This is a genomic window from Streptomyces sp. NPDC104367 (genome assembly GCF_055583825.1).
In genome coordinates this window covers 214,891-240,307 of record NZ_JBVJND010000007.1, presented here as the reverse complement: position 1 = coordinate 240,307, position 25,417 = coordinate 214,891, and the positions used below count along the sequence as shown (strand labels likewise).

Genomic DNA, 25,417 nt, shown 5'->3' with positions numbered 1-25,417 from the left:
TGCCCGGCCCGGGTGGACGTCCGGGCGGGCACCCTTCGCGCGGGTCAGGGCTTGGCGGCGTACGTCACCCCGGCCAGGTTCTGCGCGGTGGAGCCCCACACCTGGTCGTACATCGAGGTGTCGGCGCCGAGGGTGTAGAGCAGGAAGGCGGTGGTGACGCCCTGGGTGAGCTGCTGCTGGGCGGCACGGGTGATCGAGCCGCTGTCGCAGCCGATGCCCCAGGAGTCGACGAACCCGCAGTGGAAACCGCCGGTGATGACGCGCAGTTGGGCGGGCGCGGGCTTGGCGTCGTACATCTTCTGCTGGTTGTCCGCGACCGGGGCGATCGAGTCGGAGCTGCCGCCCACGAACTGGGCGGGCACGGTGAGCGTGCCGGAGGCGGTGACGGCGGAGGGGTCGGTCTCGGCCGCCGCGAGGGTGGAGACGGTCCTGACGGCGCTGTTGCGGGAGGCTGCCAGCAGCGCGGCGCCGCCGCCCATGGAGTGGCCGGTCACGCCCAGGTGCGCGGTGTCGACGGCGCCGAGGAAGCGGGAGCCGCTGGTGGTGTTCTGCGCGGTGAGCCAGGTGAGCCCGGCGTTGAGGTCGTCGGCGAAGCCGGTGTGGCTGGGGAACAGGCCGCTCTGCGACTTGGGGGTGACGGTGACGAAGCCCCAGGAGGCGTAGTGGCCGAGGAGGGTGGCGTACTTGGAGATGTCCTGGAAGAAGCCGTGCCCGAAGGCGAGACCGGGGTGGGCGCCGGCGGCCACGGGGGCGTCGGCGCCGCTGGAGGTGCCGGGGTACCAGACGCGCGCGCTGAAGGAGCGGCCGGACGCCGAGACGGTCACGTCGGTGTAGGCCACGGCGTAGGGGCCGGCGGCCGAGGGGTCCGCGGCGGCCGCGGCGGCGGCCGAGGCCGCGGGCGCCACGCACAGCAACGCGGCGGCCGACAGGGCCAGGGCGAGCAGGGCGCGTAACGGTCTGTGGAACACGGGGTCACCTTCTCGGTGTGGGGGATGGAAACAGCGTTTCCCCAAGACAGCAGAAAGCGGCGGTTCCGACAAGGGCCGCGACGGAACGCCCGTCACGTTTCCGCCACGAGAACGCTGTTGGCACAAGGGGAACACCACTGCCGGGCACGGGCCGCGAACAGGCGGAGGCGGGCAGGCGCGCCGGGCCGCCGTCGCGCTCAGCCGGTCCCTTCGGCGAGCGCCGACCCTGTCACCAGGCGCCCGTCCCGCAGGGCCGCGACCATGCCGGCGAGCAGCAGCGCCTCACCGAGGTTGCCCAGCGGCGGCGCGGCGACGGCCGCCGCTGGCGCGGCGAACACCGCGAGCGCGCCGAGCGCGAGCCACGGAACCGACCTGCGCCTCCAGAGCAGCACGCCGGCGACGAGCAGCAGGAGCATGGAGAGCACCGCCGCGACGGGTGCTCCGGCGTGCCCCGTGTCCACGTACCGCAGGGTGTCCTGCCAGCGACGGGGCTCCAGTTGCAGTCCGGGCAGGGACAGGAGGACTCCCGTCACCGCCAGCGCCGCGCTCAGCGCCCAGGCCGCGATCGTGGCCCGGCGGCGCACTCCGGCGAGCCCCGCCCCGCAGACGACGGCCAGCGGGGTCAGGACGGCGTGCACCACGAAACGCCCTCCGTTCAGGGCCTCCAGCGCGACCCCCTCCCCCACGGCCGCTCCCGCGCCGACCACGAGCGAGTCGTAGGCGAGGGCGCACCCGAGCACCGCGGCCCAGCGGCCGGCGCCCCGCCCCGACCGCAACGCCACTGTGGACAGCGCGAGTTGCAGCAGTCCGAGTCCCACCAGAGCGGCAGAGAACATCACTTCGGCTTTCTGTACGGCGGATCAGTGCTCGCGCAGCAGGGTGCCCGCTCCCTCGATCCGCTCCGTGATCCCGTTGTCCCGCAGCGCCATCCACCAGGTCGCCGCGTTGATGGCGATCACCGGAAGCCGGAGCCAGCGTTCCGCCTCGTCCGCGAGGCGGATCATCGACAGGTTGGTGCCGCACTGGACGAGGGCGTCCACGCCGTCCAGCGCGGCCAGTTCGCGCAGGGCCCGGCGGAGCCGCTCCTCGGTGACGTGGGCGATGGAGACCGCGGTGGGACAGCGCAGGCCGACGATGCCCGCCACCTCGAACCCCAGCTCGGTGAAGAAGCGGCGCACGTTGGCGTCGCCGACCGGCTGGTACGGCGTCACCACCCCGATCCGCCCGGCCCCGAACAGCCGCAGCGCGCGCTCGCACGCCTCGGCGCCCGTGGCGACCTCCAGGCCCGTGATGTCGTGGATCTGCTTGACGAACTCCCGGTTGCCCTCGACACCGCCCCAGAAGGTCTCGGCGGACATGCCCATCACCATGTAGTCGGGCTCGCAGGTCAGCACCCGCTCGCAGGCGGCGCCGATCTCCGATCGGATCTGCTCCAGCAGCCGTTCCATGCCCGAGTCGCCGTCCATGTCCTGGTCGCGGATGTGGATCCGGGAGAAGTGCGCGGTGACGCCGGGCACGGTCATCCCGTAGAAGTCCGGCTCCACGATGGTGTTGGTGCTCGGTGCGATCACACCGAACTTACGGCGCCAGCCGAGGGCGTCCGTCATGGGGTCACCGTCCGGTGGTCGGGGGAAGGGGCAGGGGATCCGTCCGAGGCGGCCCCGGTACCGAGGCCGGCGGCGGGATCCGGCGGCGCGGACAGTGCCCTGGTCAGCCGCCACGCGGCCAGGACCGCGGCGGCCTGGGTGAGGGTGTTGCAGGACTGCTCCACCCATTGCAGGGCGACGCTCTGGTCCGGGCGCGCGGCGAGCGGGCCCAGGACGTACATGCCGAGCAGCCACAGCCCGGCCGCTGCGGCGGCGAGGGTGTCTGCCGCGCCGCGGGCCAGCAGGATCAGCCGTACGGCGCAGACGGTGACCGCCGCGATGGCGAGCGTCATGACCGGGGCGGTGGCGGCGAGGGCGAGCGACAGGCCCGCGGTGGCGAGCCAGACTCCGGCGAGGACCACGGCGAGCCGCCGTCCCCGGACGGCGGCCGGCTCCAGCCTGAGCAGGGCGAGGGCCAGGAGCAGGAAGCCCGCGGAGAGCAGGGGGAACAGGGCCTCGTCGAGTGGCTGGAGGTCCGGGCCGTCGAGGGCGACGACCAGTTTCCACACCGCCTTGGACAGACCGCCGGCCGCGATCAGGGCGGCGGCTGCCGTCGCGAGGACGCGCCCCGCGCGGCCGGTGCGGGCGGCGGGCGCGATCAGGCGGGCCGCCGCGAGGGCGGTGCAGAGCACGGGCACGAAGTCCTCGACGGCCAGGGCCACCGGGTAGTCGGGGTGGCTCATCGGCGGGCCTCCTCGTCCTGTCGTGCGCCCTGTTCGGGCGGTTCGGCGGCGCCGGGCCGCCGTTCGGGCATGACGTGGCGGCGGCGTACGGCGGCGGTGGCGAAGCGGGCGGCGGCCTTGCGGCGGGTCAGCCAGGCCACCCGTCCGCCGTTGCGGGTGCCCCCGTGGAGCACCTGGTCGGCCAGCCAGGGGCTGACGGTGTCGACGGTGTCGGCCAGGATGTCGAGGACCTTGCGGACCCGGGCGTACTCGTCGTCGGTGTAGCCGTGGGTGAGGACGTCGGTGACGACCATGCCGGGCGACAGGTTCATGGCGCGCACGTCGTGCGGCCGTACGGCGGCACGGGCGCGCAGGTCGGTGGCGAGCGCCCGGGTGAGGTAGGTGACGGCGCGCTTGGTGGCGCCGTACGCGCCGAGCCCGGGCAGGGTGCGGCCGTCCGAGCCGAAGCCCTCCATGTTCCAGATCCGGCCGCGTCCCAGGTCCAGGAAGCCGCTCGCCGCGACGGCACTGCCGTTGGCGACCCCGAGCAGGTTGGCCTCGGTGACCGCGCGCGTCTCGGCGGCGGTCAGTTCCCACAGGGGGCGGCGGGCGGTCGTGGCGCCGGCGTTGTTGATCCAGACGTCGACGGTGCCGAAGGTGTCCCGGGCCGCGTGCCACAGGCCGGTGAGCCGGTCGCGGTCGGTGACGTCCGCGGGGTGTCCGAGCAGCCGGTCCGGTGGGGCGTCCAGCCGGTCGACGGCCGCTGTGACGGCCTCGGTGGTCCGCCCGCACAGGGCCACCCGGCAGCCGCGGTCGAGGAAGGCCCGGGCCAGCCCGTGGCCGATGCCGCGGGTGCCGCCGGTCACGACCACGACGGGGCCGGCCGCGGTCATGACGCGGTCCAGTCGAGGAGGCCGTGGAGCACGGCGGCGAGGCTCTGCCCGTCGAACACCTCGTAGGTCACGGCGAGCCGGCCGCCCGCGCGCATCCCGGGCGCGGTGTCGAGGGCGAACTCGCGGGCCACCACGCGCCGGGGGGCGCCCGCCGAGAAGTGCCAGACGGGGAAGTTGGCGCGCCCGAAGGCCTGGGCGTTGCCCCAGGCGTCGGGGCCCTCCCAGAACTCCCGGGTCCCGTCCCGGCGGCGTACGACGGTGGCGGCGCGGTCGAGCCCGCAGCCTCGCCAGGTGATCCGGTGCTCGGTGCGCAGCAGGTCCAGGGGGGTGAGGCGGTTCTCCACGTGGACGGTGCCGAGCGGTTTCTGCGCGGCGTCCCAGGCTTCCAGTTCCCCGGTGAACGCGCCCGCCTGCTTGGTGGGCAGGATCCACGGCACCGGTCCGTGGCGGGTCTCGGCGGCGAGGTGTGCCGAGACCGCGTCCCGGGTGGCGGGGTTGGTGTCGTGGTCGGTGGTGCGGTGGTAGACGCCGTTGAAGCAGCCGACGACGGTCCAGCCCTGGTGGAGGACGGAGGAGTAGACCTGGGTGTCGCCGTCGGGCAGGACGTGGTTCCAGGTGTTGAGCCCGACCTGCCAGCCGGGGCCGTAGTAGTGGGCGTCGACGAATCCGCCGTAGGGGCGGCCGGTGCCGTGGAAGTCGGGACCCCGGTAGACCCGGGTGTGGTCGGAGTCGGTGACGTCGAAGGCGAAGGGGGCCGCGAGCCGGAACCGGCCGGCCAGCGGTCCGCCGCCTTCGAGGCCGCCGTCCATGCGGTAGACGGTGGCGCCGTCGGTGTGTTCGGAGGAGCGGCGGATGTCCTCGTAGCCGCACCAGGTGCCGGTGGCGTCGAAGAGCGAGGGGCGGCCGTGCCATTCGCCGGTGATGCGCCGCTGCCAGACGCTGGGTCCGGTGGTGCCGGTCACGGGGTGTCCTGCGCCGCCGGGCGGCCGGTGATGAGCAGGGTGCGCAGCGCGTCGGTGGTGGCCGCGCCGAGCAGCCGGTCGACCTGGGTCCAGACCGGGTCGATCTCGCGGCTGAACAGCAGGTCGCGGACGCGTCGGTCGCGGTCGGCGAGGGGGTCCCCGGTGTCCGCGGCCTCCTTGGCCGCGTCGTCGGGGAAGTCGGCGGCGAGGGCGAGCCAGTGGTCGAGGTAGGCCTCGGCGAGCGGTCCGGCCGCGGTCAGCGCGGCCTCGTCGGCGCGGTGCACCAGCATCCAGGGCGACATCAGGGCGCGCTGGCGCGGGCCGACGCGGGCCGGTGCGAGTCCGGCGATGCCGGCGGCCCGCTCGTGGGCGGCGGTGAGGGGGCCGTAGACACGGTCGGTGTAGAGGGGGTGGGAGGCGAGGTCGGTGCGCTGGACCAGGTCGAGGTGGAAGGCGTAGGCCTCGCCGGTGCGTACGGCGTCCAGGGTGAAGTGGGGCAGCGGTCCGGCCGGGGTGCCGAAGGCGAAGACCATGTGGCTGTCGAGGCCGATCGGGGGCACGACCAGGGAGATGTGGACGACGGAGTCGACCGGGCCGTCGCCGGTGAAGCACCGTACGGCGCCGACCGGGCCGGGGAAGGCGGCGCCCGTCAGGGTGGGCCAGGGGGTGGGGATCTCGGTGACACCGGTGGCGGCGGTCAGGCGGTCCAGGACGCGGGCCGAGAGCGCGGCGGGCGGGCTGGGCGCGGTGTCCGGTGCGGGGGCGTCGGTCATGTCGGTCACTCGCTCTCCGCGGGAGGTGTGGACTCGGCGGACTGTTCGGCGTCCGCGACGGTGGGGTGGAAGCCGTGGGCCTTCTGCTCCCAGGCGCGGGCGAACTCGGCGACGGCGCGCCGGCCGGGTGAGGCGATCACGGTCGAGGTGCGTGCGGGCACGTCGCCGGTGATGCGGTCGGCGGGGCCCAGCGCCCAGCCCTTGGCGGCGAGTTCCTGGCGCCGGCGGCGGTAGGCGACCGAGATCAGGTCGGAGCGCAGATGGAGTTCGGCGCCGAGGTCGGCGGGCAGGAGTTCGGGGCGGGTGGCGTCGACGACGGGGGCGTCCTGGCCGAAGATGCGGTCCACCCGTTTGCGGGTGTTGCCGTCGGCCCAGGAGCCGGTGAAGAAGTCCCGCAGGGCGACCCATTTGACGAGGGTGGTGGTCTCGTCGACGGGGATGTTGGTGTCGTAGATGATCATGTTGCCGAAGGGCAGCCGGACGTGCAGCTTGATCAGGTTGGGGAGCATCCAGCCGGCCGTGGTGACCACGGGGGGCCTTTCCTTGCCCTGGGAGCGGCGGTCGGCGTAGAGCTTGGCCCACAGGCCCTTCGCGGTGGGCGGGTGCAGGGCGACGGTGGCGAACGCCGACCATTCGTCGGGCTGTTCGAGGGTGTACTCCTCGACCTCGGGCCGGTCCGGGTTGCCGAAGGAGCCCGCGTGCACGAACGGGGTGTGGGCGATGTCGCAGCCGTTCTCCAGCACCCGCTCGTAGTTGGAGTGCCACAGGTACTCGCCGGTGACGGCGCGGAACCGGCCGCCGTCGGCGACGAGTTCGCCGAACTCGGGCCAGAGCGGCAGCGGCGGGCGTTCCTCCTCGGGCAGGTCGCCGAGGAACACCCAGACGAAGCCGTACCGTTCGGTGACGGGGTAGGAGTCGACGCGGGCCTTCTTCGGGATGCCGCGGCCGGGCAGGTTGGCCGGGATGAGGGTGCAGGCGCCGTCGGGGTCGAAGCGCCAGCCGTGGTAGGGGCAGACGACGCGGTCGCCGGACAGGGTGCCGCCGGACAGGGCGGCGCCGCGGTGGGCGCACAGGTCGGACAGGGCGACGGGAGTGCCGTCCGCGGTGCGGTAGAGGACCAGGCTCTGGCCCAGACAGACCGCCTTGACGGGCTTGCGGCCGACGCGGTCGGCGAACTCGACCGCGTACCAGAAGTTCTTGAACATGTCGGGAGGGCGCTCCTCGGGTCGTTCGAGGCGATGTCCTGCACAGGGGTGCGGTTCAGCGGCGGCGTACGGCGAGCAGGCCGGGGTGCGGTGGCCGGAGCAGGCCGTCGAGGCGGTGGGCGGCGTCCGGGGCGGAGCGCAGCCGGGCCAGGCAGAACTCGGTGACCAGCCGGCCGAGCAGGTCGCGGGGCGCGCTCCGGTCGGAGGCAGGTTCCTCCAGGAAGCCCCGGGCCGCGGTGGGGTCGTGCGGGTGGCAGGCGGTGAAGTGGCCGGCGTCGGCGAGCCGGGCCCAGACGCTCGCGCCGCCGGCGTCGGGCACGGCCTCCAGGAAGGTACGCAGCACGGGATCGGCCGGGGTGCCGTCGGCGGCCGGGGCGTAGCGGTCGGCGCTGGCGGCGATGACACCGTCGTGCTCGCCGGACAGCAGCAGCACCGGCGGGCCCTCGCCCACGGGCAGCACGGTGCCGTCCGGCCAGCCCAGCATCCGGGCGACGAGGGTGTGGGCGCCGTAGGCGAACACGGCACGCACGCCGGGTGTGCGGGCGGCGGACTGGAGGGCGACGGTGCCGCCCGCGGAGTGCCCGCCGAGGGCGACCCGGTCGAGGTCGAGCAGCCCCGTGAGCGGGGCGCGGCCGGCCAGTTCGGCCAGGGCGTGCAGAAGGGCGCCGATGAGCGGGGTGGTGGGACGGGTGCCCCAGCCGGCGGGCGAGGCGGCCTCCAGGTCGACGGCCGGGGTGAGTCCGTGGCTGCCCGCGAAGAGCTCACCGACCAGGTCGGCGCTGACCACGACGAGTCCGGCGCGGGCGAGGGCGGCGGCGAGCCAGCGGTAGGAGTCCTGGCCGACGTTGATGCCGGGCAGGAGCAGCACGACCGGGTAGGGGGCGCCGGCCGGGTCGGCAGGGATCTCGCCGGTCAGCCGCTCGGCGTCCGATCCGGTGGGCCGGGCCGGGTAGAAGACCCGCAGGTGGGCGGTGTCGAAGGGTTCCTTCAGACCGGGCACGCGGCACGCCCACCACAGGGCCCGTACCGGGGTCCCGGCCCCGTCCGCCGCGCTCACCGCGGTCTCGGCAGTTCACGGTCGCCGCCCCACAGGGCCCGGACGAGCCGGCCGGTGGTCTCCTCGCCGAAGTAGCGGACGCCCATCACGTTGGCGGGGTCGCGTTCGGCGATGTTGCGGCGGGTGGCGAGGTCGGCGGCGGCGAGCGCGTCGCGTTCCGGGTCCGGGACGCTCTCGGCGGCGTCCACCCAGCCGAGCCAGCGGTCGACGTGCGCGTGGGTGAGGCCGCGGACCAGGGTGATGTGCTCCTCGTCGCGGGGCAGGGAGTAGCAGTAGGCGGTGGGTGAGAGGCTGGCGCGGATGAAGCCGGCGCGGCTGGTGAACCAGTCCAGGCGCGGGTGGCTCTCGCGCACCTTCAGCCATTCCTCGTCCAGGGGCGCGTAGTAGCGGTCGTAGGCGTCGCCGTCGGCGAGCAGGTTGGTGCGGGGTACCGAGTCGAGGTAGAACCAGCCGCCGGGCCAGCACAGCAGGGCGATCGCGAGGTGCGGGACGCGGATCCGCGGGCCGAGCCAGACCGTGAGGTGGAGGTTGGCGAAGCCGCGGGTGGGGTTGCCGAGCCAGGAGTGGACCATCCAGTCGACCTCGGGGCCGCTGTAGGCGGCGAGGGAGCCGCCGGGGCTGTCGGGCGGGCTGCCGTAGGACTGGAGGGCGAGGGTGGACGGGTCGCGGGTGAGCTCGAAGCGGCGGTCGATCTTCGCCTTGAGTTCGGTGAGCAGCTCCTGCCAGCGCAGGAAGGTGTCGGTGACGTCGGTGACGGGGGCCGCGTCCGTCATGTCCTGCACGGCCTTGAGGGTCTCGGCCATGGCGCTCCTCGGAGGATGGCTGGGGCGGGAGGGCGACCGGCGGCGGTTGCCGTGCCGGTCGTTGGCGTCGGTGCGGCGACGGGCGGTGACGAACGGTCGGGGGTGTGCGGGGTCAGGGGGCCGGGTTGTCGGCGGTGTCGGGGGGTGTGCGGGTCAGGGGGCGGGGGCGCCCGGGTCCTGGGCGGTCAGGGCGCCGGCCAGTCGCCAGGGGCGGCCGTCCACGAGGTCGGTGCGGCGCGAGACGAGGCGCCGGGTGGCCTGGGCCGGGTGGACGGCGGCGAGGGTGAGGGGTCCGGCGGCGGGGGTGGTCAGGGGGTGGCTGATGCGGCCGGTGAAGCCGCCCTCGCGGCTCTGCCAGAGGCCGAAGTTCGCGGGCAGGGCGTGGATCGCGCCCTGTTCGGGTCCGGCGGCGACGACGTTGACCCGGTTCTCGGCCGCGCGTTCGGGCAGGCCCAGGTCGTGTTCCCAGGGTTCGGCGGGGGTGTGGCAGACGGCGACGGTGTCCGCGCCGGCCAGGGCGGCGAGCCGGAAGGTCTCCGGGTGGAGCGCGTCGTCGCCGACGACCAGGGCGACACGGCCCCAGTCCGTGTCGTGGGTGCGGGGCGGGGCGGGCTTCTCGACGGCCCACCCGCTGTGCCGGGCGCTGGGGTGGAGCTGGGGGACGCGCAGGACGGGGCCGTCGGCGCCGACGAGGAACCCGGTGTGCACACCGGCCTCGGGCAGAGTACAGGCGGCCAGGGCGTCGGTGCCGCGCAGCGCCTCGGCCAGTTCGTGCAGCAGGTGGGCGGTGATTTCGGGGTCGGGGACGGTGCCCTCGGGCAGGACGCCGCCGGGCAGGAAGAACAGTTCCGGCAGCACCGCGAGCCGGGCGCCGGCCGCCGCGGCGCCGGAGACGAGGGCGAGTGCCTCGCGGACCGTGCTGTCGCCGGTTCCACCGGGCCGCAGGACCGCGACGATCGCCTCAGGTGCGCGTTCGCCGGGGAAGGGGGCCGGTGGCCGGGGCGCGGCGGCGACGGGCCCGTAGAGCCAGGGGCGGCGGGAGGTGAACAGGTCGGTGCCGTCGGGGCGTTGCTTGTCGTCGGCGGTGGCCGGTTCGATGTCGGCGACCACCACGGCCTCGCCGGTGCGGGGTGCGCGGGCGGCGACCGAGCCGTCGGGGCGGACGATCTGGCTCTCGCCCGCTCCGTGCAGGGCGTGGGGCGGCACGCCCAGTCCGGCGCTGACGGCGGCGAGCCGCTCGTCCGGGATGAGGGGGCCGACCTTGTTGGCGGCCACCACCCAGACCTTGTTCTCGGCGGCGCGCACCGGTATGTGGAGGGAGGCCTCGTCGAGCGCGAAGGAGTTGAGGCTGTTGAGCAGGACCTGGGCGCCGCGCAGGGCCAGTCCCCGGCACACCTCGTTGATGACCCCCTCCATGCAGGAGTAGAGGCCGAAGCGGGCGAGCGGGGTGTCCAGGACCGGTCCCGCGCGGTCCGCCGGGTCGAGGTGGTCGTTCTCGCTGCCCATGAGGATCTGTTTGTCGGCCCGTCCGAGCAGGGTGGCGTCGGGCCCGAACAGCAGGCTCGCGGCGGTGATCCGCATCCCGTCCGAGCGGCCCGGCGCGGCGCCCTCGGCGGCGAGGGTGACGTGCGCCTTGACGTACATGCGGTGGCCGGCGGCGGCGTCGGCGATCGCGGTGAGGAAGGCGTCCCCGGGGCGGCACGCCTCGCGCAGCGCGTGCGCCCGGTCCCGGTACCAGGAGAGGTGGTTGCAGAACTCCGGCAGCACCACCAGCCGTGCCTCCCGGGCGGCTGCCCCGTCGATCGCCCGCAGTACGGCGGCCAGGTTGGTCTCACGGTCCTCGCCCACGGCGAACTGGGCCGCGGCCACCCGTACGGAGCCGGCGACGCGGGCCATGGCATCCTCCTGTGGTTCCTCTAGCGGAACAGCGTTTCCCAAACATACACTCGCTGCCGCCCCCGCGACAGAGGGGATTTCCCGATCCGACCCCGGAGGGCCGGCTGTGCTCACCCATGTCGTCCTCATGCGTTTCACCGACCCGGCCGACGCGCCCGAGGCCCGTCGGCGCCTGGCCGAACTCGCCCCGCTGGTACCGCAGATACGGTCCATCGACCTCGGGCTCGACATCGTCGGCTCGCCGGTCTCGTACCACCTGTGCATGGTCACCCGGCACGACGACGCGGCGGCCCTGACGGCGTACCAGTCGCATCCGCTCCATCTGGAGCTGGCCGCCTGGCTGCGACCGCGTCTGGCGGACCGGGCGGTGGTCGACCATGCCGAGGGCGCGGGCGGCGCCGGCTGAGCCCGGGACGGACACGGGGGTGCCGCGAGCCCGGCCGGCGGCACCCCCTTCCTCACGCGCCGGCGCCCGCGAGGGTCTCGACGACCCCGGCCGCCAGCAGGGTCCGGTAGTAGGTGCCGCCGGGGTAGTAGGTCGCGGTCGTGGTGCCCGAGAAGGCGTCCGAGGCCCAGCCGACGGCGAGGGTCTGGAGCGCGGTGATGTTCTGGGCGCTGGAGGCCCCGCAGCCCAGGCTGCCGATCGCGTCGGTGCTGGAGCCCTCGGCGTCCACGTGCGACCCGGTGGTGAGTTCCACGCCGAGGAACGCCGCGTCGGGGTAGGCGGCCTCCAGCGCGGTGGTGCCGGAGGCGCTGCTGTTGCACAGGTAGGGCGGTGAGGAGATGGTGTGCACCGGCAGCGCGGTGGTGGCCAGCCCGGCCAGCGAGGCGGCGGTGTTGTCGCCGATGGCCGAGGCCACCGGGTCGAGCAGCACCAGGCCCTTCAGCCGGGCGAAGGCGGTCGGCGAGGTGCTGTGCAGCCGCTGGGCGACGTACTCGACGGCCTCGCCGCCCGCGGAGTGGCCGGAGAACAGCAGGGACGAGGGCAGCGAGGTCCCGGCCCGTCCGGCACCGGCGGCGGCCCGGGCGTAGCTGGTGGCCAGCTGCCCTGAGGCGTCTCCGGCCGAACTGAACCAGTTCGCCACGTTGTTGAGGAACGGCTTGTTGTTGCCGAGGTTCTGCAGCGTGCAGCCGAAGATGTCGGCGCTCGGCAGCGTGGGGACGAACACCAGGTAGCCGGCGGCGGCGTAGTGCTCCCCCAGGTCGGCCATGTTGGCGCCGGACCGCGCGAAGCCGTGCTGGAGCCAGATCAGCCCCTTCGGGGTGCCGGAGGGGAAGTACCAGTCGGCGTCCTGGTGGTAGGCGAGTCCGGCACAGGTGACGTCGACGGTGGTCGACGCGGCCGTGACGCCTGCGGTGTCGGCCCGCGCGGGCGAGGGGACGACCAGGGCGGCCAGGACGGCGGCGACCGCCGGGGCGAGGTATCTGAGTCGGGACAGCACACGCATGGAGGCCTCCGAAGCCGGCACGGCCGTTTCCTAGGTGGAAACACTGTTCCGCACCGTTGGTGGGAGATGACAGCGAAGACCCCGGGCGGTGTCAAGTGCCGCACCGCGTAACCCAAATGTTTCACCGCGACCGATCCCACCCCTGGCCTACCTGTCCCCCTGAGTGGAACTCTGTTTCCTGTACGGGAACATGCGTACTTCCCTTCCCCGCATCGGAGAGCCCGTGAGATTCCGCAGAACACCCCATGGAACGCCGCGCAGTTCAATGCTCAGAACGCCCCGCGCCCCACTGGCGGCCCTGCTCGCCGTCCTGTTCGCGCTGCTCGCCCAGCCGGTCACGGCACCCGCGTCCGCGGCCACCGCCGTCGCCTCGTACCAGACCACCGTGGGCGACGACCAGGCGGACGTGTACCACCCCTCCGGCACCGGCACGAAGCTTCCGGTGGCGCTGCTGCTCCAGGGCGCCAAGGTCGACCGCTCCTTCTACTCCCAGTACGCGTCGGCCCTCGCCGCACAGGGCTTCGTCGTCGTGGTGCCCAACCACTACCGCCTGGTTCTCTTCGAGTACGAGCGCTACGCGGCCGAGGACCAGATCACCGCCACGGTCGACTGGATGAAGGACGAGAAGTACGACTCCGCCTCCCCGCTGTACAAGCGGATCGACAGCGGGAAGCTGGTCCTGCTGGGGCACTCCTTCGGCGGCGCGGCGGGCCTCGCAGCGGCCGAGGACAAGTGCAGCCTCGTCTTCTGTCCGACGCTGAGCTTCAGCCTGCCCAGCCAGGTCAAGGCGGCCTCGTTCTACGGCACCAACAACGGGTTCCTCGGCATCTTCGCCGACATCGACAACCAGATCCCCGTCCAGCTGGTGCAGGGCACGGCCGACGGCATCGCTCCCCCGGCCGACGCCGAGCAGAGCTACGCGCACCTGCTCGACACCCCGCGTCAGATCGTGCGCGTGGCCGGCGCCAACCACTACGGCATCACCGACGTGCAGAGCCCGTCACCGGCCGAGGCCGAGACCAGCACGCAGACCCTCACCCAGAGCGAGAGCATCGCGGTCTCGGCGCGCTGGGCGGGCGCCTTCCTGCGCGCCGCGCTCGGCGACAGCGCCGCCGCCGACTACGTCTGGAACACCGGCGACGCCGCCGACCCGGCCGTGACCGTCACCGGCGCGCCCTGAGCGGCTCCCGGCCACCGCGCGTGCCCGGGGCCGGGCGGACCGCTCAGCCCGGCACCGGGTACGCGCCCGGGGCCATGCCCCCGCCCCCGCGGCGGAACGGGCCGGGGGCGTGCGTCACACACGGCTGGGTGTACTCCTCCAGCCCCTGCGGCCCGTACTCCCGGCCGTGGCCGCTTCGCTTGACCCCGCCGAAGGGTGCCCGCAGGGACATCCCGGTGCGGTTGTGGGTGTTGACGAAGCAGAACCCGGCGTCGAGACGGGCGGCGAAGGCGAACGCCCGCTCCTCGTCGGCGCTCCACACGGACGCGCCCAGGCCCAGCTCGCCGGCGTTGACCCGGTCCACGACGTCGTCCTCGCGGTCGTAGGGCAGCACCGGCACCAGGGGGCCGAACTGCTCCTCGCCCACCACGGGCGCGTCGTCGGCCACTCCGGTCAGCAGCACCGGGCGTACGAAGTGGCCGGCGGCCAGGTCGGTGTCGGGGCACACCGTGCCGAGCGGGACGGCGGACGCGCCACGCCCTGCCGCGTCCGTCAGCAGTGCGCGCAGCCGTGCGGCGGCCTCCGCGGTGATCACGGGGCCGACCGTCACCCCGGGCCGCAGCGGGTCGCCGAGCCGGACCACGCGCTCGGCCGCGGCGGCGAACGCGGCCGTGAACGGCGCGTACGCGTGCCGGGGCACGTAGACGCGCTTGACCGCCATGCAGACCTGTCCGGCCGTGGCCAGGCAGGCCATCACCAGCCGGTCCAGGGCCTCGTCGGTGAGTTCGGCGTCGTCGAGCAGGACCGCCGGGTCGTTGCCGCCCAGTTCCATGGTGGTCGGGGTGAGCGCCGCCGCTGCCAGGGCGCCGACGGCCCGGCCGGCCCGGGCGCCGCCGGTGAACGCCACCTTGTACACGCCCGGGTGCCCGACCAGTTCGGCGGCGGTCGCCTCGTGGCCGTGCAGCACGTGCAGCAGTCCGGGCGGAAAGCGTCCCGCCCAGGCCCGCAGCAGTCCGTCCAGGGCGAGCGGCGCGAGCGGTGAGGGCTTGACCAGCAGGGCGTTGCCCGCGACCAGGGCGGGGGCGAGCTTGAGCACGGTGAGGACGACGGGCGCGTTCCACGGGGTGAGGGCGGCGACGGGGCCGTAGGGGCGGCGGCGTACCGTCAGCCGGCCCAGGGCGTCGTCGGTCTCGGTGTCGGCGAGCAGGGCGGGGGCGGCGTCCGCGTACCAGCGCAGCACGGCGGCGGAGAAGGCGAGTTCGCCCCGGCAGTCCGCGAGGGGCTTGCCGGACTCGCGGGCCAGGAGCACGGCCGCGTCGGGTGCGCGCCGGTCCAGTTCGTCGGCCGCCTCCCGTACGGCGGCGGCCCGTTCGGTGACCGGGCGGGCCGCCCACGCCCGTGCGGCGGGCCCGGCGGCCGCCACCGCACGGTGCACCTCGGCGGGCCCGGCCACCGCCACGGTGCCGACCGACTCGGCCTTCCGGGACGGGCTGTGACGGTCAATCAGTTCCGGGTCGGCCACGGGGCCCTCCTCCGTGCGGTCGGCGCGCTCCCCGTTCAGCGGGCGGGGCGCAGCGAGGCGATCATCGAGCTGCGCAGCAGGGTGTCCCGGGCCCGGACGGGATCGGCGGCGGTGGCCCGGAGTTCGGCCTCCAGCGCGGCGCGGGTCCCGGGGTCGCGGGCGCGCAGCCGCTCCCAGTTCCGGTGGGTGTGGGCGCCCACGTAGCCGAGGGCGCAGTCCCGGCGGGCGGCGGCGACCCGGTCGAGGGCGGTGTCGGCGCCGGGTTCGCCGAGGGCCAGCGCGGCCAGGGCGCCGCCGAGCAGGACGGCGTCGTGGATGCCGCTGTTCATGCCCATCCCGCCGAGCGGGTTGTTGACGTGCGCGGCGTCCCCCGCGAGGAGGACCCGGCCCTTCCTGAAGCCGTCCGCGACCCGCTGGTGCACCCGGTAGAGGCTGGCGTGCGCGACCCGCCAGGGTGTCCGTGCCCCCACGTCGGCGCGCAGAGCCGCCAACCGCGTTTCCAGTCGGGCCAGTTCGGCGGTGTCCTCGGTGTCGGGGGCGGTGGGCAGCAGTACCCGCCAGTGGTCCGGGGTGCGCAGCAGGACCAGCCACTCGTCCGGATCCATGACGTAGGCGATCGGCGCCAGACCGGGCAGGTCGGCGGCGAGGTCCGCGTCCAGGGAGGCGACGAGGAAGCGCTCGGGGTAGGTGAGCCCGTCGAAGGTGACGCCGAGCGCGCGCCGTACGGCGGAGTGGGCGCCGTCGGCCGCGACCAGGTAGGTGCCGCGCACGGCGTGCCCGTCGTCGAGGACGGCCGTGACGGAGTCCGTGTCCTGCCGTACGTCCGCGACCCGGCTGCCGAACCGCAGCCGGGCACCGGGCAGCGCGCCCAGCGCCCCGGCCAGGAGCGGGGTCAGCTTGCTCTGCTCGCACTGCACCCGGTACGGGAACGGGGTGTCGCCGGCCAGCAGGGACAGGTCGAGTTCGGCGACGGGCCCGGTGTGCCGGTCGCGGTACTGGAAGGTTCGGGCGATCAGACCGCGGGCGAGCAGACCGTCGGCGACACCGAGCCGGGCGAGCATCTCCAGGGTCGGCGGGTGGAAGGTCGAGGCGCGGGACTCGGCGGACAGTCCGGTGCCCGCCTCCAGGACGGTCACCGGCACCCCGGCGCGGGCCAGCATCAGGGCGGCGGTGAGCCCGACCGGGCCGGCCCCGGCCACCAGCACGGGCGGCGCGCTCATCCGGACGCCCGGCCGGCGGAGGGACCGGTGTGCGGGGCGGCCGGATGGGAACCGGCCGTGTGCGGGTCGGTGGCGGGCGGGGCGACCGTGTCCGGGGCAGCCGTGTGCGGGTCGGCGGCGGGCGGGGCGACCGTGTCCGCGGTGGCCGTGTGCGGGTCGGCGGCGGGCGGGATGGTGGTGTGCAGGGCGAATCCGGCCTCGACGCCGGTGACGCGGGTGCCGGTGAAGTGCAGCAGGGTCTCGTCGGTGCCCTCGTCCACCAGCCCGGACAGTCCCCAGGCGGGGCGCGGTGTGTCGAGGTGCAGGCTGAGCACCGAGGAGCCGTTGACCTTGACCTCCCCGGCCCGGATCCGCGCCGCGACGGCCAGTGCCGCCGCCTCGTCGCGTCCGGCCACGTAGGCCTCCAGACCGTAGCCGGTGGCGTTGGCCAGGGCCACCGCCTCGTCGAGGGAGTCGTACGGGTGGACGGTGGCGACCGGGCCGAAGATCTCCGCGCGGGCGTGCTCCTCGGGGACGCCGGAGAGCAGCACCGGGGCCAACCAGTTGCCCTTCTCGGGGACCTCGGTGAAGGAGTGCTCCTTGGCGCCGAGCGCGGTCAGGCCCGCTATCGCCGAGCGGGCGCCGTGCCGGTAGCGGGAGTGGGCCAGCGGGCCGTAGCCGGTGGCGGGGGACAACGGGTCGCCGACGGCCAGTGCGGCGAGGGCCGCGCCGACGGCCTCGACGACCTCGGTGCGGCGGGCGGCCGGCACCACGAGTCTGCCCAGGGCGCGGCACCACTGGCCGTTGAGGGTGGTGAGCAGTTCGGCGGCGATCCGCGCGACGTCGCCGGTGTCCGCGTCGGCCATCACCACCAGGGCGTTGTTGCCGCCGAGTTCGAGCTGGGCGGGTTTGAGGGAACCGCCGCACACGGCCCCGACCGCGCGGCCGGTCGCGGTGCCGCCGGTGAAGGACACCGCGCGGACCCGGTCGTCTCCCACCAGCCGGGCGCCGACGGCGCCGTCTCCGTGCAGGAGTTGGAGGAGCGCGGCGGGGGCCCCGGCGTCGGCGAGGGCGGCCGCCGCGCTCTCCACCAGCAACTGGCTTCCGTAGGGGTTGAGTTCGGGCGCCTTGAGGAGGACGGGACAGCCCGCGGCGAGGGCGGAGGCCGCCTTGTGCGCGGCCATCGGGGCGGGCGCGTTGGCGGGTACGACGCACAGGGCGGGGCCGAGTGCCGCCCTGCGCACGGTGACCGTGCGGCCGTCGGGCCGGGCCACGGTGGTGTGCAGTACCGAGGCGCGCAGGCGGGCGGCGGCGAGCCGGAAGGCGCCGCCGAGGATGACGCCGAGCACGGTGGTCTGGGCGATCGGGACGCCGCTGCCGAAGGACTCGGCGCGGGTGATGAGACCGGCCCGCGCCTCCACCGCGCCGGCGGCCGCGTCGAGGGCGTCCGCGCGGTCGGTGTCGGGGAGTTCGGCCCAGGCGCCCGAGCGGTGCACCCGGTCGGCGGCGGCGAGGGCCTGCTCCACCCGGGCACCGGTGCTGCCGCGGGCCGGGCCGAGGTCCTCGCCGGTCGCGGGGTTCTCCAGCCGGGGGCCGTCCGGCAGCGGCGGGCAGGGCAGGGACCGGCCGTCGACCAGGTCGGCGACGGGGGCGGGCCGGAAGGGTGTGGTCATCGGCCGCGCTCCACGGTGGCGAACAGTGCGGTGGCCCGGTCGTCGGTGACCGTCTTCGCGGCCTCCAGCCGTCCGCGCTCCGCGGGGAACGTCATCACCAGGCCCATGGCGAGGTCACGCAGGGTGCGGCCGATGATCCCGTCGAGGGTCGCCCCGGAGGTGCCGCACGCCTTGAGCGCGCCCAGTGCGACCTCGAAGCAGGCCTCGGTGACGGAGCCCTTGCCCAGGCGCCACTGCCGGAACACCTCGGGTTTGGGGCGCAACGGCGGTTGCGAGGTCTCCAGTTCGAGCTGGCGGCGCAGCCAGAGGTAGGCGGTCTCCAGCCGCTGGGTCATGTCGCCGACGAGCACCTGGTGCATGGGGCTGGAGGCGATGGGCCGGCCGGTGTCGGCGAACGTCCTGGTGGTGAGCAGGTCCAGGGTGTGGTCGTAGACCGCCTGGGCGGCGCCGGTGTAGACGGCGGCGATGGCGAGCTGGTTGCCGACGAAGCTGCCCCGGCTGACCTGGAGCATCCGGCTGAAGGCGCCGGGCAGGGTCAGCGCGTCGCCGTCGGGGACGGTCACCCCGTCGAGACGGATGCCGTGGTTGGCGCTGCCGCGCATGCCGATGCCGTTCCAGGGCGGCCGGGAGGAGACTCCGGGCGCGTCGCGCGGTACGAGGAACAGAGCGAGTCCGTCCATGCCGTCCACGCCGTCGAGGCGGGCGGTGACGAGGTAGAGGTCGGCGACGCCGGTGGCGCAGCCGAAGGACTTCTCGCCGTCGAGCCGCCAGCCGTCGGTGGTGCGGCGGGCAGTGGTGGCGATGGAGATGTTGGCCCCGGAGGTCTTGACCGACTCGCTGGCGAAGTTGCCGAGCCAGCTGCCGCCGGACATCACCTTCAGCACCCGCTCCGCGAAGGCGGTGACCTCCGGGATCTCGGCGTCCTCGAAGAGCCCGGCGTCGATCGCCTCCAGCGGCAGCAGTCCGCGGGAGGCGCTCGTGTTGTGGAAGAAGTAGGCGAGAGCGGTGGAGGGGCAGGCGGTGCCCATCGCGAAGGTGGCGGCGGCCAGGTCCCGCAGGCCGCCGCCGAGGCCGCCGTACTCCTCGGGGACGACGAGGCCGAGCAGACCCGCTTCCCTCAGCAGCGCGACGTGGCCGCGCGGGAACTCCCCGGCGGCGTCCGCCTCGGCTGCGGCGGCACGCAGCGTGGGCAGCACGGATTCGACCCGGCGGGCCCGGCTCTGTTCCTCGGGGGTCATGACGTCGATGAGACGCTCACCGGTCAGGCGCGGTGCTGTCATGCGTCGACTCCTCGGCGCGGAAGTGGGTGGGGAGACAAGGGCGGAGAGGGCTGGAGAGGTGAGTGGAAGGAAAGAAGGAAAGGAAAGGAAAGGGAAGGGAAGGGAAGGGAACGCACGGGACCGGTCCGGCGCTCAGGCGGGGCGGCGGGTCGGGCCGCGCCTGACCAGCCGGGCCATGTCCGCCCGGCAGGCGGCGAGTTGGGAGCCGTCCACGGGTACGCCCACCCCCATGCGGGAGCACAGCAGCACCAGCCGTTCGGTGTCCAGGGTGCCGTCGCAGCCGGTGAGTGTGGTGTCGAAGTGGCGGATGCCGCTCTTCATGGCGGTGAGCGCGTTGACCAGGCCGAGGCCGTGGTCGTCCCGCAGGCACAGCCGCAGCGGTACGACGCCGGCCAGTTGGACCGCGTCCTGGAGGAGCAGCCGCAGATGGAGCGGCGAGCTGCGCTCGGGCGAGGTGCCTCCGTCCGGATCGGGTGCCTCCTGGAGGGCGATCTCGTCGCATCCCGCGGCGCGCAGCGCGGACACCAGGTCCAGGACACGGGCGGCGCGGGCGGGGTCGAGGGCGTCGTCGACACGGCCCACGACCGTGGCTGCTCCGGAGGCAGCGGCCATGAGGGCGGGCACGCCGGCGAGCGCCACGCCGGGCGTCCCGGGTGACTCCGCGACCGTGAACTCGACCGTCGTGACCCCTGCGGCGAGGGCCTCGGCGGCCTCCTCGGCCCCGGCGACCAGCGCGGAGACGGCGAGCGGGACCCCGCCGACCGGCCGGGCGCCGGAGAACCGTGCCGGGGGCAGCCGCACCCGGACGCCGGCCACGGCCAGGGCGGACAGCAGCCGGGCGGAGCTGCGGTCCGGGCCGCCGGCGGCCAGCTGCCGGGCGGCACCGATGTCGGCGACCCCTACCCGGTCGGGCAGCGGGTCGGCGACCTGGCCCCAGGCGCGGGAGTGGAACAGCAGGGGGGCGACCAGGCGGGGCACCCGGGCGTCGAGCACCTCGCCGACGAAGATGGTGTGGTCGCCGCCGGGGTAGGCGTGCCGGACCGTGCAGTCGACCCAGGCCGCCGCGTCCTCAAGGACCGGGCTGCCCGTCGCGCGCGCCTCCCAGGACGCCCCGGCGAAGCGGTCCTCGACCGCCGGTTCCATGCCGGCGAACCGGCGTCCCAGGGCGATGTGGTCCCGGCCGAGGACGCTGACCGCGAAGACGCCGTGCTCCTCGATCATCCGGTGCGAGCGGATCCGGCGGTCCATGCAGACCAGGACCAGCGGCGGGTCGAGACTCAGGCTGCAGAACGAACTGGCGGTCATGCCGTGCCGGCCGAGCGGTCCGTCGGTGGTGACGATCGCGACGCCACTGGGCCAGCGCGCCAGTGCCTGACGGAATGTCGACTCGTCGACGGCGGCTCGCATGGCGCCTCCCGGCGGTGGGTTCGTGTGGGTACCGGTGTCCCGAGCAGACGTCCACCGCCACCACCATCGGGCTTCTGTTTCCTCTAGCGGAACGGTGTCACGATGAGCGTAACGACGGCCTTCATCCGGTGTCAATGGCGAACGGTGACGGCAGGGCGACCGCGTTTCCCTTGGGGAAATCCGGACCGTATGCTGGGACACGGTCGGAGGAGCCGCCCCGACTGGCCCACCCGGCCCCGCACCGCAGAAGGAACAGCGTGAGCGAGGAGAACAGCAGCAGGTCGATCGCCGCCGTCGAGCGGGCCATGGACGTACTCCTGCTCTTCGGCCGCAGCGGCCGGCCGGACCTCGGAGTCACCGAGATCGCACAGGAGCTGGGCATCACCAAGGCGGTGGTGCACCGCATCCTGACGGCCCTGCGCAACCGGGACCTGATCATCACCGACCCGGTCACCCGGCGCTACGCCCTGGGTCCCGCGGCCATCTCGCTGGGCCGCGCCTACCTGGCCCGCACCGACCTGCGGACCATGGCGGCACCGGAACTGCGCCGGCTGGCCGCCCAGTGCGGCGAGACGGCGACGCTGTCCATCCGGCGCGGTGACACCCGGCTCTACGTCGACCAGGTCGTCCCGCAGCAGGAGTTGCGCATCGAGGTCGCCCTCGGCATCCCCTATCCGCTGCACGCGGGCAGCTCCTCCAAGGTGGTGCTGGCGTTCATGCCGGAGCACGAGATCGAGGAGTACCTGAGCCGACACGAACTGGAGCCGCTCACCGACCGGACCATCACCGACGTGGCCAGGCTGCGCAAGGAGCTGACGGCCATCCGCAGGCGCGGCTACGCGACCTCCGCCGGTGAGCGGGAGGCGGGGTCGGCCTCCGCCGCCGCGCCCGTGCTCGGCCACGACGGCCATGTGGTGGCCGCGCTGAGCGTGGCCGGGCCGCAGACCCGCTTCAAGTCCCGGCTGGCCGAGTGCGTTCCGCTGGTGATGGCGGCGGCGGAACGGATCTCGGCGGAGTTCGGCCACCGGCCCGGCTCGGGGACGGCCACGGGCTGAGCGAGGGCCGCGCCGGCCTGCCGCCACGGGCTCCCGCGGGAGCCCGTGCGGGCGTTCACAGCGATGCGCCCGGTTTGAACACGCCCAGCGCGGCCGCGCCGAGCACACAGCTCCAGATCCCCACGACGTAGGGCACACAGCCGTCGACCGCGCGGCGCAGCACGGCCTCCGTCGCGGGGGTGGAGCCCTCGCGGGCGAGCGTGGCGAAGGCGGCGCCGAACGGGCGCAGGGTGAGCCTGATGCCGAGCCCGCAGGCGATCGCCAGCGCGTACAGCATCACCTTGGCGCCCAGCCAGTGCGGCCGTGTCGTGACCCCGAAGGGTTCGTCCGCGAACAGGGTGTATCCGCCGACCGCGAGCAGGGCGAGGGTCAGCCCCACCCGTACGGTCCAGTCGGCGCGGCGGACGAGTGGATGGCGGCCGGGGTGCCGGTGGTCGGTGACCGTGAGCCAGAGCCACACCGCGGCACCCGCCCAGGCGGCCCCGGCGGTCCAGGGGTTGAGCAGGGAGGCGCCGTGCGGATCCAGCGCCATCAGGGTCACCCCGCTGGGCAGGAAGAGCACGAGGCAGATCTTGGGGCCGAGGTCGAGGATCCCCATGATGCGCAGGGCGGTAGCCCGGGCCTCGAAGCCGATGCCGGAGGCGAGCACGGACCGGCTGGACACGTAGACCCCGAGGTCACCGCCGAGCCAGAAGACGAACAGCACGAGGTGCAGCAGAATCCACCAGCCGTGCGCGTGAGCACCCATGGCTCCCCCTCACCCCTCCCCACCGGACGTACCGGACACACCGGACACACCGGCCCGGTCGACTCCGACGCCTGACGCGGGCAGGCCGGCGGATGACGTGGGCAGGTCGGCGGGCGGCGGCGGCCGGTCGGCAGACAGCGCGGGCCGGTCGGCGGGCGGTCGTGGTGCGGCCAGAGGGTCGGCCTGCGGGGACGGTTCGGCGGGGGCGGCTCGCGGTGCGCTCGGCGGGAAGGGGCCCGCGCGGCCGAGCAGGGCCGGGACGGGCTTGGCGAGGCGGTTGCCCAGGGAGCGGCCGATGGCGGCCGCGGTCTCCAGGTCGATACCCGTGCGGACGCCCATCCGCTCCATCAGGTAGACGAGGTCCTCGGTGGCGATGTTGCCGGTCGCCGCGGGAGCGAACGGGCAGCCGCCGATGCCTCCCAGGGACGCGTCCAGCCAGGCGGCGCCCGCCTGCACGCCGGCCACCGCGTTGGCGTACCCGGTGTTGCGGGTGTTGTGGAAGTGGCAGCGCAACACGGCGTCCGGGGCCACCTCGGCGACCGCGCGCAGCAGCCGGGTGACGGCGTCCGGGGCGGCCACCCCGATGGTGTCGGCGAGCACGATCTCCGCCGCCCCGGCCAGTGCGGCCCGCCGCGCCAGCTCCACGACCCTGCCCTCGGGGACCTCTCCCTCGAAGGGACAGCCGAAGGCCGCGGCGAGGGTGACCGACGGCGTCACCCGGTGCGCGCGGGCGCGGGCGGCGACCTGCTCGAAGACCCCGAAGGCGCCCTCGGTGTCCACGCCCTGGTTGCGCCGGCAGAACGTGTCGGAGGCCACCACCACGCAGTTGACCTCGTCCACACCGCTGTCCAACGCCCTTTCCAGGCCCCGGAGGTTGAGGACGAGTCCGGAGTAGCGCACCCCGTCCGTCCGGGGCACCAGCGCCATCACCTCCTCGGCCCCCGCCATCTGCGGAACACGTCCGGGACGGACGAACGCCACCGCTTCCACCCGGCGGGCCCCGGCCGCGACGGCCCGCGCCACCAACTCCGCCCGCTCGGCCGGTCCGAGGACCACCGACTCGTTCTGGAGCCCGTCACGCGGGGCGACTTCGACGATGCCGACGGCGGGCGCGGCCGCTTCGGCGGACCTGATCTCCATGGCCGCCATTCTGCCCCCTCGGTTCCCCTGGCGGAACAGCGTTTCCCAAATCTACACTCGGCTCATGACTGGACCCCTCTCCGACGTCCGCGTGGTGGAGACCGGCACCCTGCTCGCCGGTCCGTTCTGCGGCCAACTCCTCGGCGACCACGGCGCCGAGGTCGTCAAACTGGAGGACCCCGGCGGCGGCGACCCGATGCGCCAGTGGGGGCGCGAGCGCCCGTACGGCACCTCGCTGTGGTGGCCGGTGGTCGCCCGCAACAAGAAGTCCGCGACCTGCAACCTGCGCCACCCCGAAGGCCAGCGCCTGGCAAGGGAGTTGATCGCCACCGCCGATGTGCTGGTGGAGAACTTCCGCCCCGGCACCCTCGAACGCTGGGGGCTCGACTACGCGACCCTGGCCGAGGCCAACCCCGGCCTGGTCCTGGTCCGCGTCACCGGCTACGGCCAGAGCGGCCCCTACGCGCCCCGGGCCGGCTTCGGTTCCATCGGCGAGGCCATGGGCGGCATCCGGCACATCACCGGCGAGCCCGACCGGCCCCCGTCGCGCACCGGGGTCTCCCTGGGCGACGCGCTGGCGGGCACGATGGCCGCCTACGGCGCGGTGATGGCCCTGCACGCCCGCACCAGGACCGGCCGCGGCCAGGTGGTCGACTCGGCGCTCTACGAGGCGGTGCTGGCGTACATGGAGTCGCTGATCCCCGAGTGGGAGATCGGCGGGTACCGGCGCGAGCGCACCGGCGCCGTCCTCCCCAACGTGGCTCCCAGCAACGTCTATCCCACGGCGGACGGCGTCGACGTGCTGATCGCCGCGAACCAGGACACGGTGTTCGCCCGGCTGACCGAGGTGATGGGCCGCGCGGACCTGGCCGCGGACGAGCGGTACGCCACGCACGGCGCGCGCGGCGCCCACCAGGCCGAGCTCGACGCGGCGGTCTCCGAGTGGAGCTCGCGGCAGAAGGCGGAGCCGCTGCTGGCGGCCCTGCACGAGGCGGGCGTACCGGCGGGGCGGACGTACACCGCCGAGGACATGCTGGCCGACCCGCACTTCGCCGCGCGCGAGGCCATCGTCCGCGTGCCGCACCCCGACTTCGGCCGGATCCCCATGCAGAACGTGGTGCCCCGGCTGTCGGAGACCCCGGGCGAGGTGCGCTGGCCCGGCCCCGCGCTGGGCGCCCACAACGACGAGATCTGGGGCGGCGTCCTCGGACTGGCCGCCGGGGAGCGGGCCCGGCTGGCCGCCGACGGGGTGATCTGACGTGGCGGGCCGGCTCGACGACGACTACGCGGCGGCGGGATTCGGGCGCCGCGTCGGCTGGGGCGAGCGCCCGGCGCTGCTGCTGGTCGACGCGGTCCGTGCCTACGCCGAGCCGGACTCCCGGCTCCGCCTCGACACCGCCGGGCCCGCGCTCGCGGCGATGGCGGAACTGGCCGCCGCGGCCCGCGCGGCCGGGGCCCCGGTGGTGTTCACGGCCGTCCACTACGCGGGCGACCCGGCGGCCGACGCCCCGCACTTCCACCGCAAGGTGCCGGGTCTCGACGCCTTCCGGGCGGGCGGTCCGCACGCCGGGTTCACCGACGTCTGCCCGCCGCGGGGGGACGACCTGGTGGTGCGCAAGCACTATCCGAGCGCGTTCTTCGGCACCGGACTGGACCGGCTGCTCACCGAACGGGGCGTGGACACCGTGGTGATCGGCGGGTTCTCCACCAGTGGCTGCGTCCGGGCCAGCGCGCTGGACGCCCTCCAGTACGGGTTCCGCCCCCAGGTGGTCCGCGAGGCCTCGGCCGACCGCGATCCGGCGCCGCACGAGGCCAACCTCTTCGACCTCGACTCCAAGTACGCCGACGTCATCGGGCTGGCCGAGGCCCTCGCCCGGCTCGCCCCGCCGCTGCCCTGACCGCGGGCCGGTCATCGGCCCTG

General features: G+C 74.6%; 24 protein-coding genes. 5 read left to right on the top strand and 19 right to left on the bottom strand.

Annotated features, from left to right (window positions below; all coding sequences use genetic code 11):
- Nucleotides 1-44: 44 nt before the first annotated feature.
- From ACZ619_RS13425 to ACZ619_RS13375, 11 genes are all read right to left on the bottom strand, one after another.
- Nucleotides 45-968, bottom strand: a complete 924-nt coding sequence (locus ACZ619_RS13425; RefSeq protein WP_469598040.1) for an alpha/beta hydrolase family protein — start codon at nt 966-968, stop codon at nt 45-47.
- A 197-nt stretch (nt 969-1,165) separates the two neighbouring features.
- Nucleotides 1,166-1,804, bottom strand: coding sequence for a hypothetical protein (locus tag ACZ619_RS13420; RefSeq protein WP_469598037.1), 639 nt, complete (start codon nt 1,802-1,804; stop codon nt 1,166-1,168).
- A gap of 24 nt (nt 1,805-1,828) precedes the next feature.
- The gene (locus ACZ619_RS13415; protein ID WP_469598034.1) at nt 1,829-2,575 is read right to left on the bottom strand and encodes a maleate cis-trans isomerase family protein; all 747 of its coding nucleotides are present in this window, start codon (nt 2,573-2,575) and stop codon (nt 1,829-1,831) included.
- On the bottom strand, nt 2,572-3,297 hold the full coding sequence (locus ACZ619_RS13410) for a hypothetical protein (protein ID WP_469598032.1): 726 nt from the start codon (nt 3,295-3,297) through the stop codon (nt 2,572-2,574). The genes ACZ619_RS13415 and ACZ619_RS13410 overlap by 4 nt, the downstream gene beginning before the upstream one ends.
- Nucleotides 3,294-4,169, bottom strand: a complete 876-nt coding sequence (locus ACZ619_RS13405; RefSeq protein WP_469598030.1) for an SDR family NAD(P)-dependent oxidoreductase — start codon at nt 4,167-4,169, stop codon at nt 3,294-3,296. The genes ACZ619_RS13410 and ACZ619_RS13405 overlap by 4 nt, the downstream gene beginning before the upstream one ends.
- Complete coding sequence (locus ACZ619_RS13400; protein WP_469598027.1) at nt 4,166-5,131, bottom strand: hypothetical protein; 966 nt, start codon at nt 5,129-5,131, stop codon at nt 4,166-4,168. The genes ACZ619_RS13405 and ACZ619_RS13400 overlap by 4 nt, the downstream gene beginning before the upstream one ends.
- Nucleotides 5,128-5,913: a hypothetical protein gene (locus ACZ619_RS13395; protein ID WP_469598025.1), complete on the bottom strand. Its 786-nt coding sequence runs from the start codon at nt 5,911-5,913 to the stop codon at nt 5,128-5,130. Before ACZ619_RS13395 ends, ACZ619_RS13400 begins: the two co-directional genes overlap by 4 nt.
- Nucleotides 5,910-7,109: an aromatic ring-hydroxylating dioxygenase subunit alpha gene (locus tag ACZ619_RS13390; RefSeq protein ID WP_469598023.1), complete on the bottom strand. Its 1,200-nt coding sequence runs from the start codon at nt 7,107-7,109 to the stop codon at nt 5,910-5,912. Before ACZ619_RS13390 ends, ACZ619_RS13395 begins: the two co-directional genes overlap by 4 nt.
- 55 nt (nt 7,110-7,164) lie before the next feature.
- Complete coding sequence (locus ACZ619_RS13385) at nt 7,165-8,109, bottom strand: alpha/beta hydrolase (protein WP_469598021.1); 945 nt, start codon at nt 8,107-8,109, stop codon at nt 7,165-7,167.
- Between the two features lie 53 nt (nt 8,110-8,162).
- Nucleotides 8,163-8,969 (bottom strand): hypothetical protein, encoded by an 807-nt coding sequence (locus ACZ619_RS13380; protein WP_469598018.1) that lies wholly within the window; start codon nt 8,967-8,969, stop codon nt 8,163-8,165.
- Nucleotides 8,970-9,122: 153 nt separating this feature from the next.
- Nucleotides 9,123-10,865, bottom strand: a complete 1,743-nt coding sequence (locus tag ACZ619_RS13375) for a nitrilase-related carbon-nitrogen hydrolase (protein ID WP_469598016.1) — start codon at nt 10,863-10,865, stop codon at nt 9,123-9,125.
- Between the two features lie 106 nt (nt 10,866-10,971).
- On the opposite strand from ACZ619_RS13375, the gene ACZ619_RS13370 reads away from it, so the two are divergent.
- Nucleotides 10,972-11,271, top strand: coding sequence for a Dabb family protein (locus ACZ619_RS13370; protein ID WP_469598014.1), 300 nt, complete (start codon nt 10,972-10,974; stop codon nt 11,269-11,271).
- A 52-nt stretch (nt 11,272-11,323) separates the two neighbouring features.
- Here the strand turns inward: ACZ619_RS13370 and ACZ619_RS13365 are convergent, their stop codons facing one another.
- Entirely contained in the window at nt 11,324-12,313 is a 990-nt protein-coding gene (locus tag ACZ619_RS13365) for a hypothetical protein (RefSeq protein WP_469598012.1), read from the bottom strand.
- A gap of 265 nt (nt 12,314-12,578) precedes the next feature.
- Between ACZ619_RS13365 and ACZ619_RS13360 the strand changes: the two genes are divergently transcribed.
- A complete protein-coding gene (locus ACZ619_RS13360; protein ID WP_469598011.1) occupies nt 12,579-13,493 on the top strand; it encodes an alpha/beta hydrolase family protein in 915 nt (304 codons plus the stop codon).
- Between the two features lie 43 nt (nt 13,494-13,536).
- Here ACZ619_RS13360 and ACZ619_RS13355 read toward each other — a convergent pair whose 3' ends face one another.
- The 5 genes from ACZ619_RS13355 to ACZ619_RS13335 form a co-directional block, all read right to left on the bottom strand.
- Complete coding sequence (locus tag ACZ619_RS13355) at nt 13,537-14,994, bottom strand: aldehyde dehydrogenase family protein (RefSeq protein WP_469598008.1); 1,458 nt, start codon at nt 14,992-14,994, stop codon at nt 13,537-13,539.
- 35 nt (nt 14,995-15,029) lie between these two features.
- Nucleotides 15,030-16,214 (bottom strand): FAD-dependent oxidoreductase, encoded by a 1,185-nt coding sequence (locus ACZ619_RS13350; RefSeq protein WP_469598005.1) that lies wholly within the window; start codon nt 16,212-16,214, stop codon nt 15,030-15,032.
- Entirely contained in the window at nt 16,211-17,866 is a 1,656-nt protein-coding gene (locus tag ACZ619_RS13345; RefSeq protein WP_469598003.1) for an aldehyde dehydrogenase family protein, read from the bottom strand. The genes ACZ619_RS13350 and ACZ619_RS13345 overlap by 4 nt, the downstream gene beginning before the upstream one ends.
- A complete protein-coding gene (locus ACZ619_RS13340; RefSeq protein WP_469598000.1) occupies nt 17,863-19,146 on the bottom strand; it encodes an acyl-CoA dehydrogenase family protein in 1,284 nt (427 codons plus the stop codon). The genes ACZ619_RS13345 and ACZ619_RS13340 overlap by 4 nt, the downstream gene beginning before the upstream one ends.
- A 132-nt stretch (nt 19,147-19,278) precedes the next feature.
- Nucleotides 19,279-20,553: a flavin reductase gene (locus ACZ619_RS13335; protein ID WP_469597998.1), complete on the bottom strand. Its 1,275-nt coding sequence runs from the start codon at nt 20,551-20,553 to the stop codon at nt 19,279-19,281.
- A 257-nt stretch (nt 20,554-20,810) separates the two neighbouring features.
- On the opposite strand from ACZ619_RS13335, the gene ACZ619_RS13330 reads away from it, so the two are divergent.
- The gene (locus ACZ619_RS13330; protein ID WP_469597995.1) at nt 20,811-21,608 is read left to right on the top strand and encodes an IclR family transcriptional regulator; all 798 of its coding nucleotides are present in this window, start codon (nt 20,811-20,813) and stop codon (nt 21,606-21,608) included.
- A 55-nt stretch (nt 21,609-21,663) separates the two neighbouring features.
- On the opposite strand, the gene ACZ619_RS13325 is transcribed toward ACZ619_RS13330, so the two are convergent.
- Together ACZ619_RS13325 and ACZ619_RS13320 are read right to left on the bottom strand one after the other, a co-directional pair.
- The gene (locus ACZ619_RS13325) at nt 21,664-22,356 is read right to left on the bottom strand and encodes a hypothetical protein (RefSeq protein ID WP_469597993.1); all 693 of its coding nucleotides are present in this window, start codon (nt 22,354-22,356) and stop codon (nt 21,664-21,666) included.
- A gap of 9 nt (nt 22,357-22,365) precedes the next feature.
- Nucleotides 22,366-23,496, bottom strand: a complete 1,131-nt coding sequence (locus ACZ619_RS13320; protein WP_469597991.1) for a hydroxymethylglutaryl-CoA lyase — start codon at nt 23,494-23,496, stop codon at nt 22,366-22,368.
- 64 nt (nt 23,497-23,560) lie between these two features.
- On the opposite strand from ACZ619_RS13320, the gene ACZ619_RS13315 reads away from it, so the two are divergent.
- Together ACZ619_RS13315 and ACZ619_RS13310 are read left to right on the top strand one after the other, a co-directional pair.
- Nucleotides 23,561-24,754: a CaiB/BaiF CoA transferase family protein gene (locus tag ACZ619_RS13315; protein ID WP_469597990.1), complete on the top strand. Its 1,194-nt coding sequence runs from the start codon at nt 23,561-23,563 to the stop codon at nt 24,752-24,754.
- Between the two features lies 1 nt (nt 24,755).
- Complete coding sequence (locus ACZ619_RS13310) at nt 24,756-25,394, top strand: isochorismatase family protein (RefSeq protein ID WP_469597987.1); 639 nt, start codon at nt 24,756-24,758, stop codon at nt 25,392-25,394.
- Nucleotides 25,395-25,417: the final 23 nt, after the last annotated feature.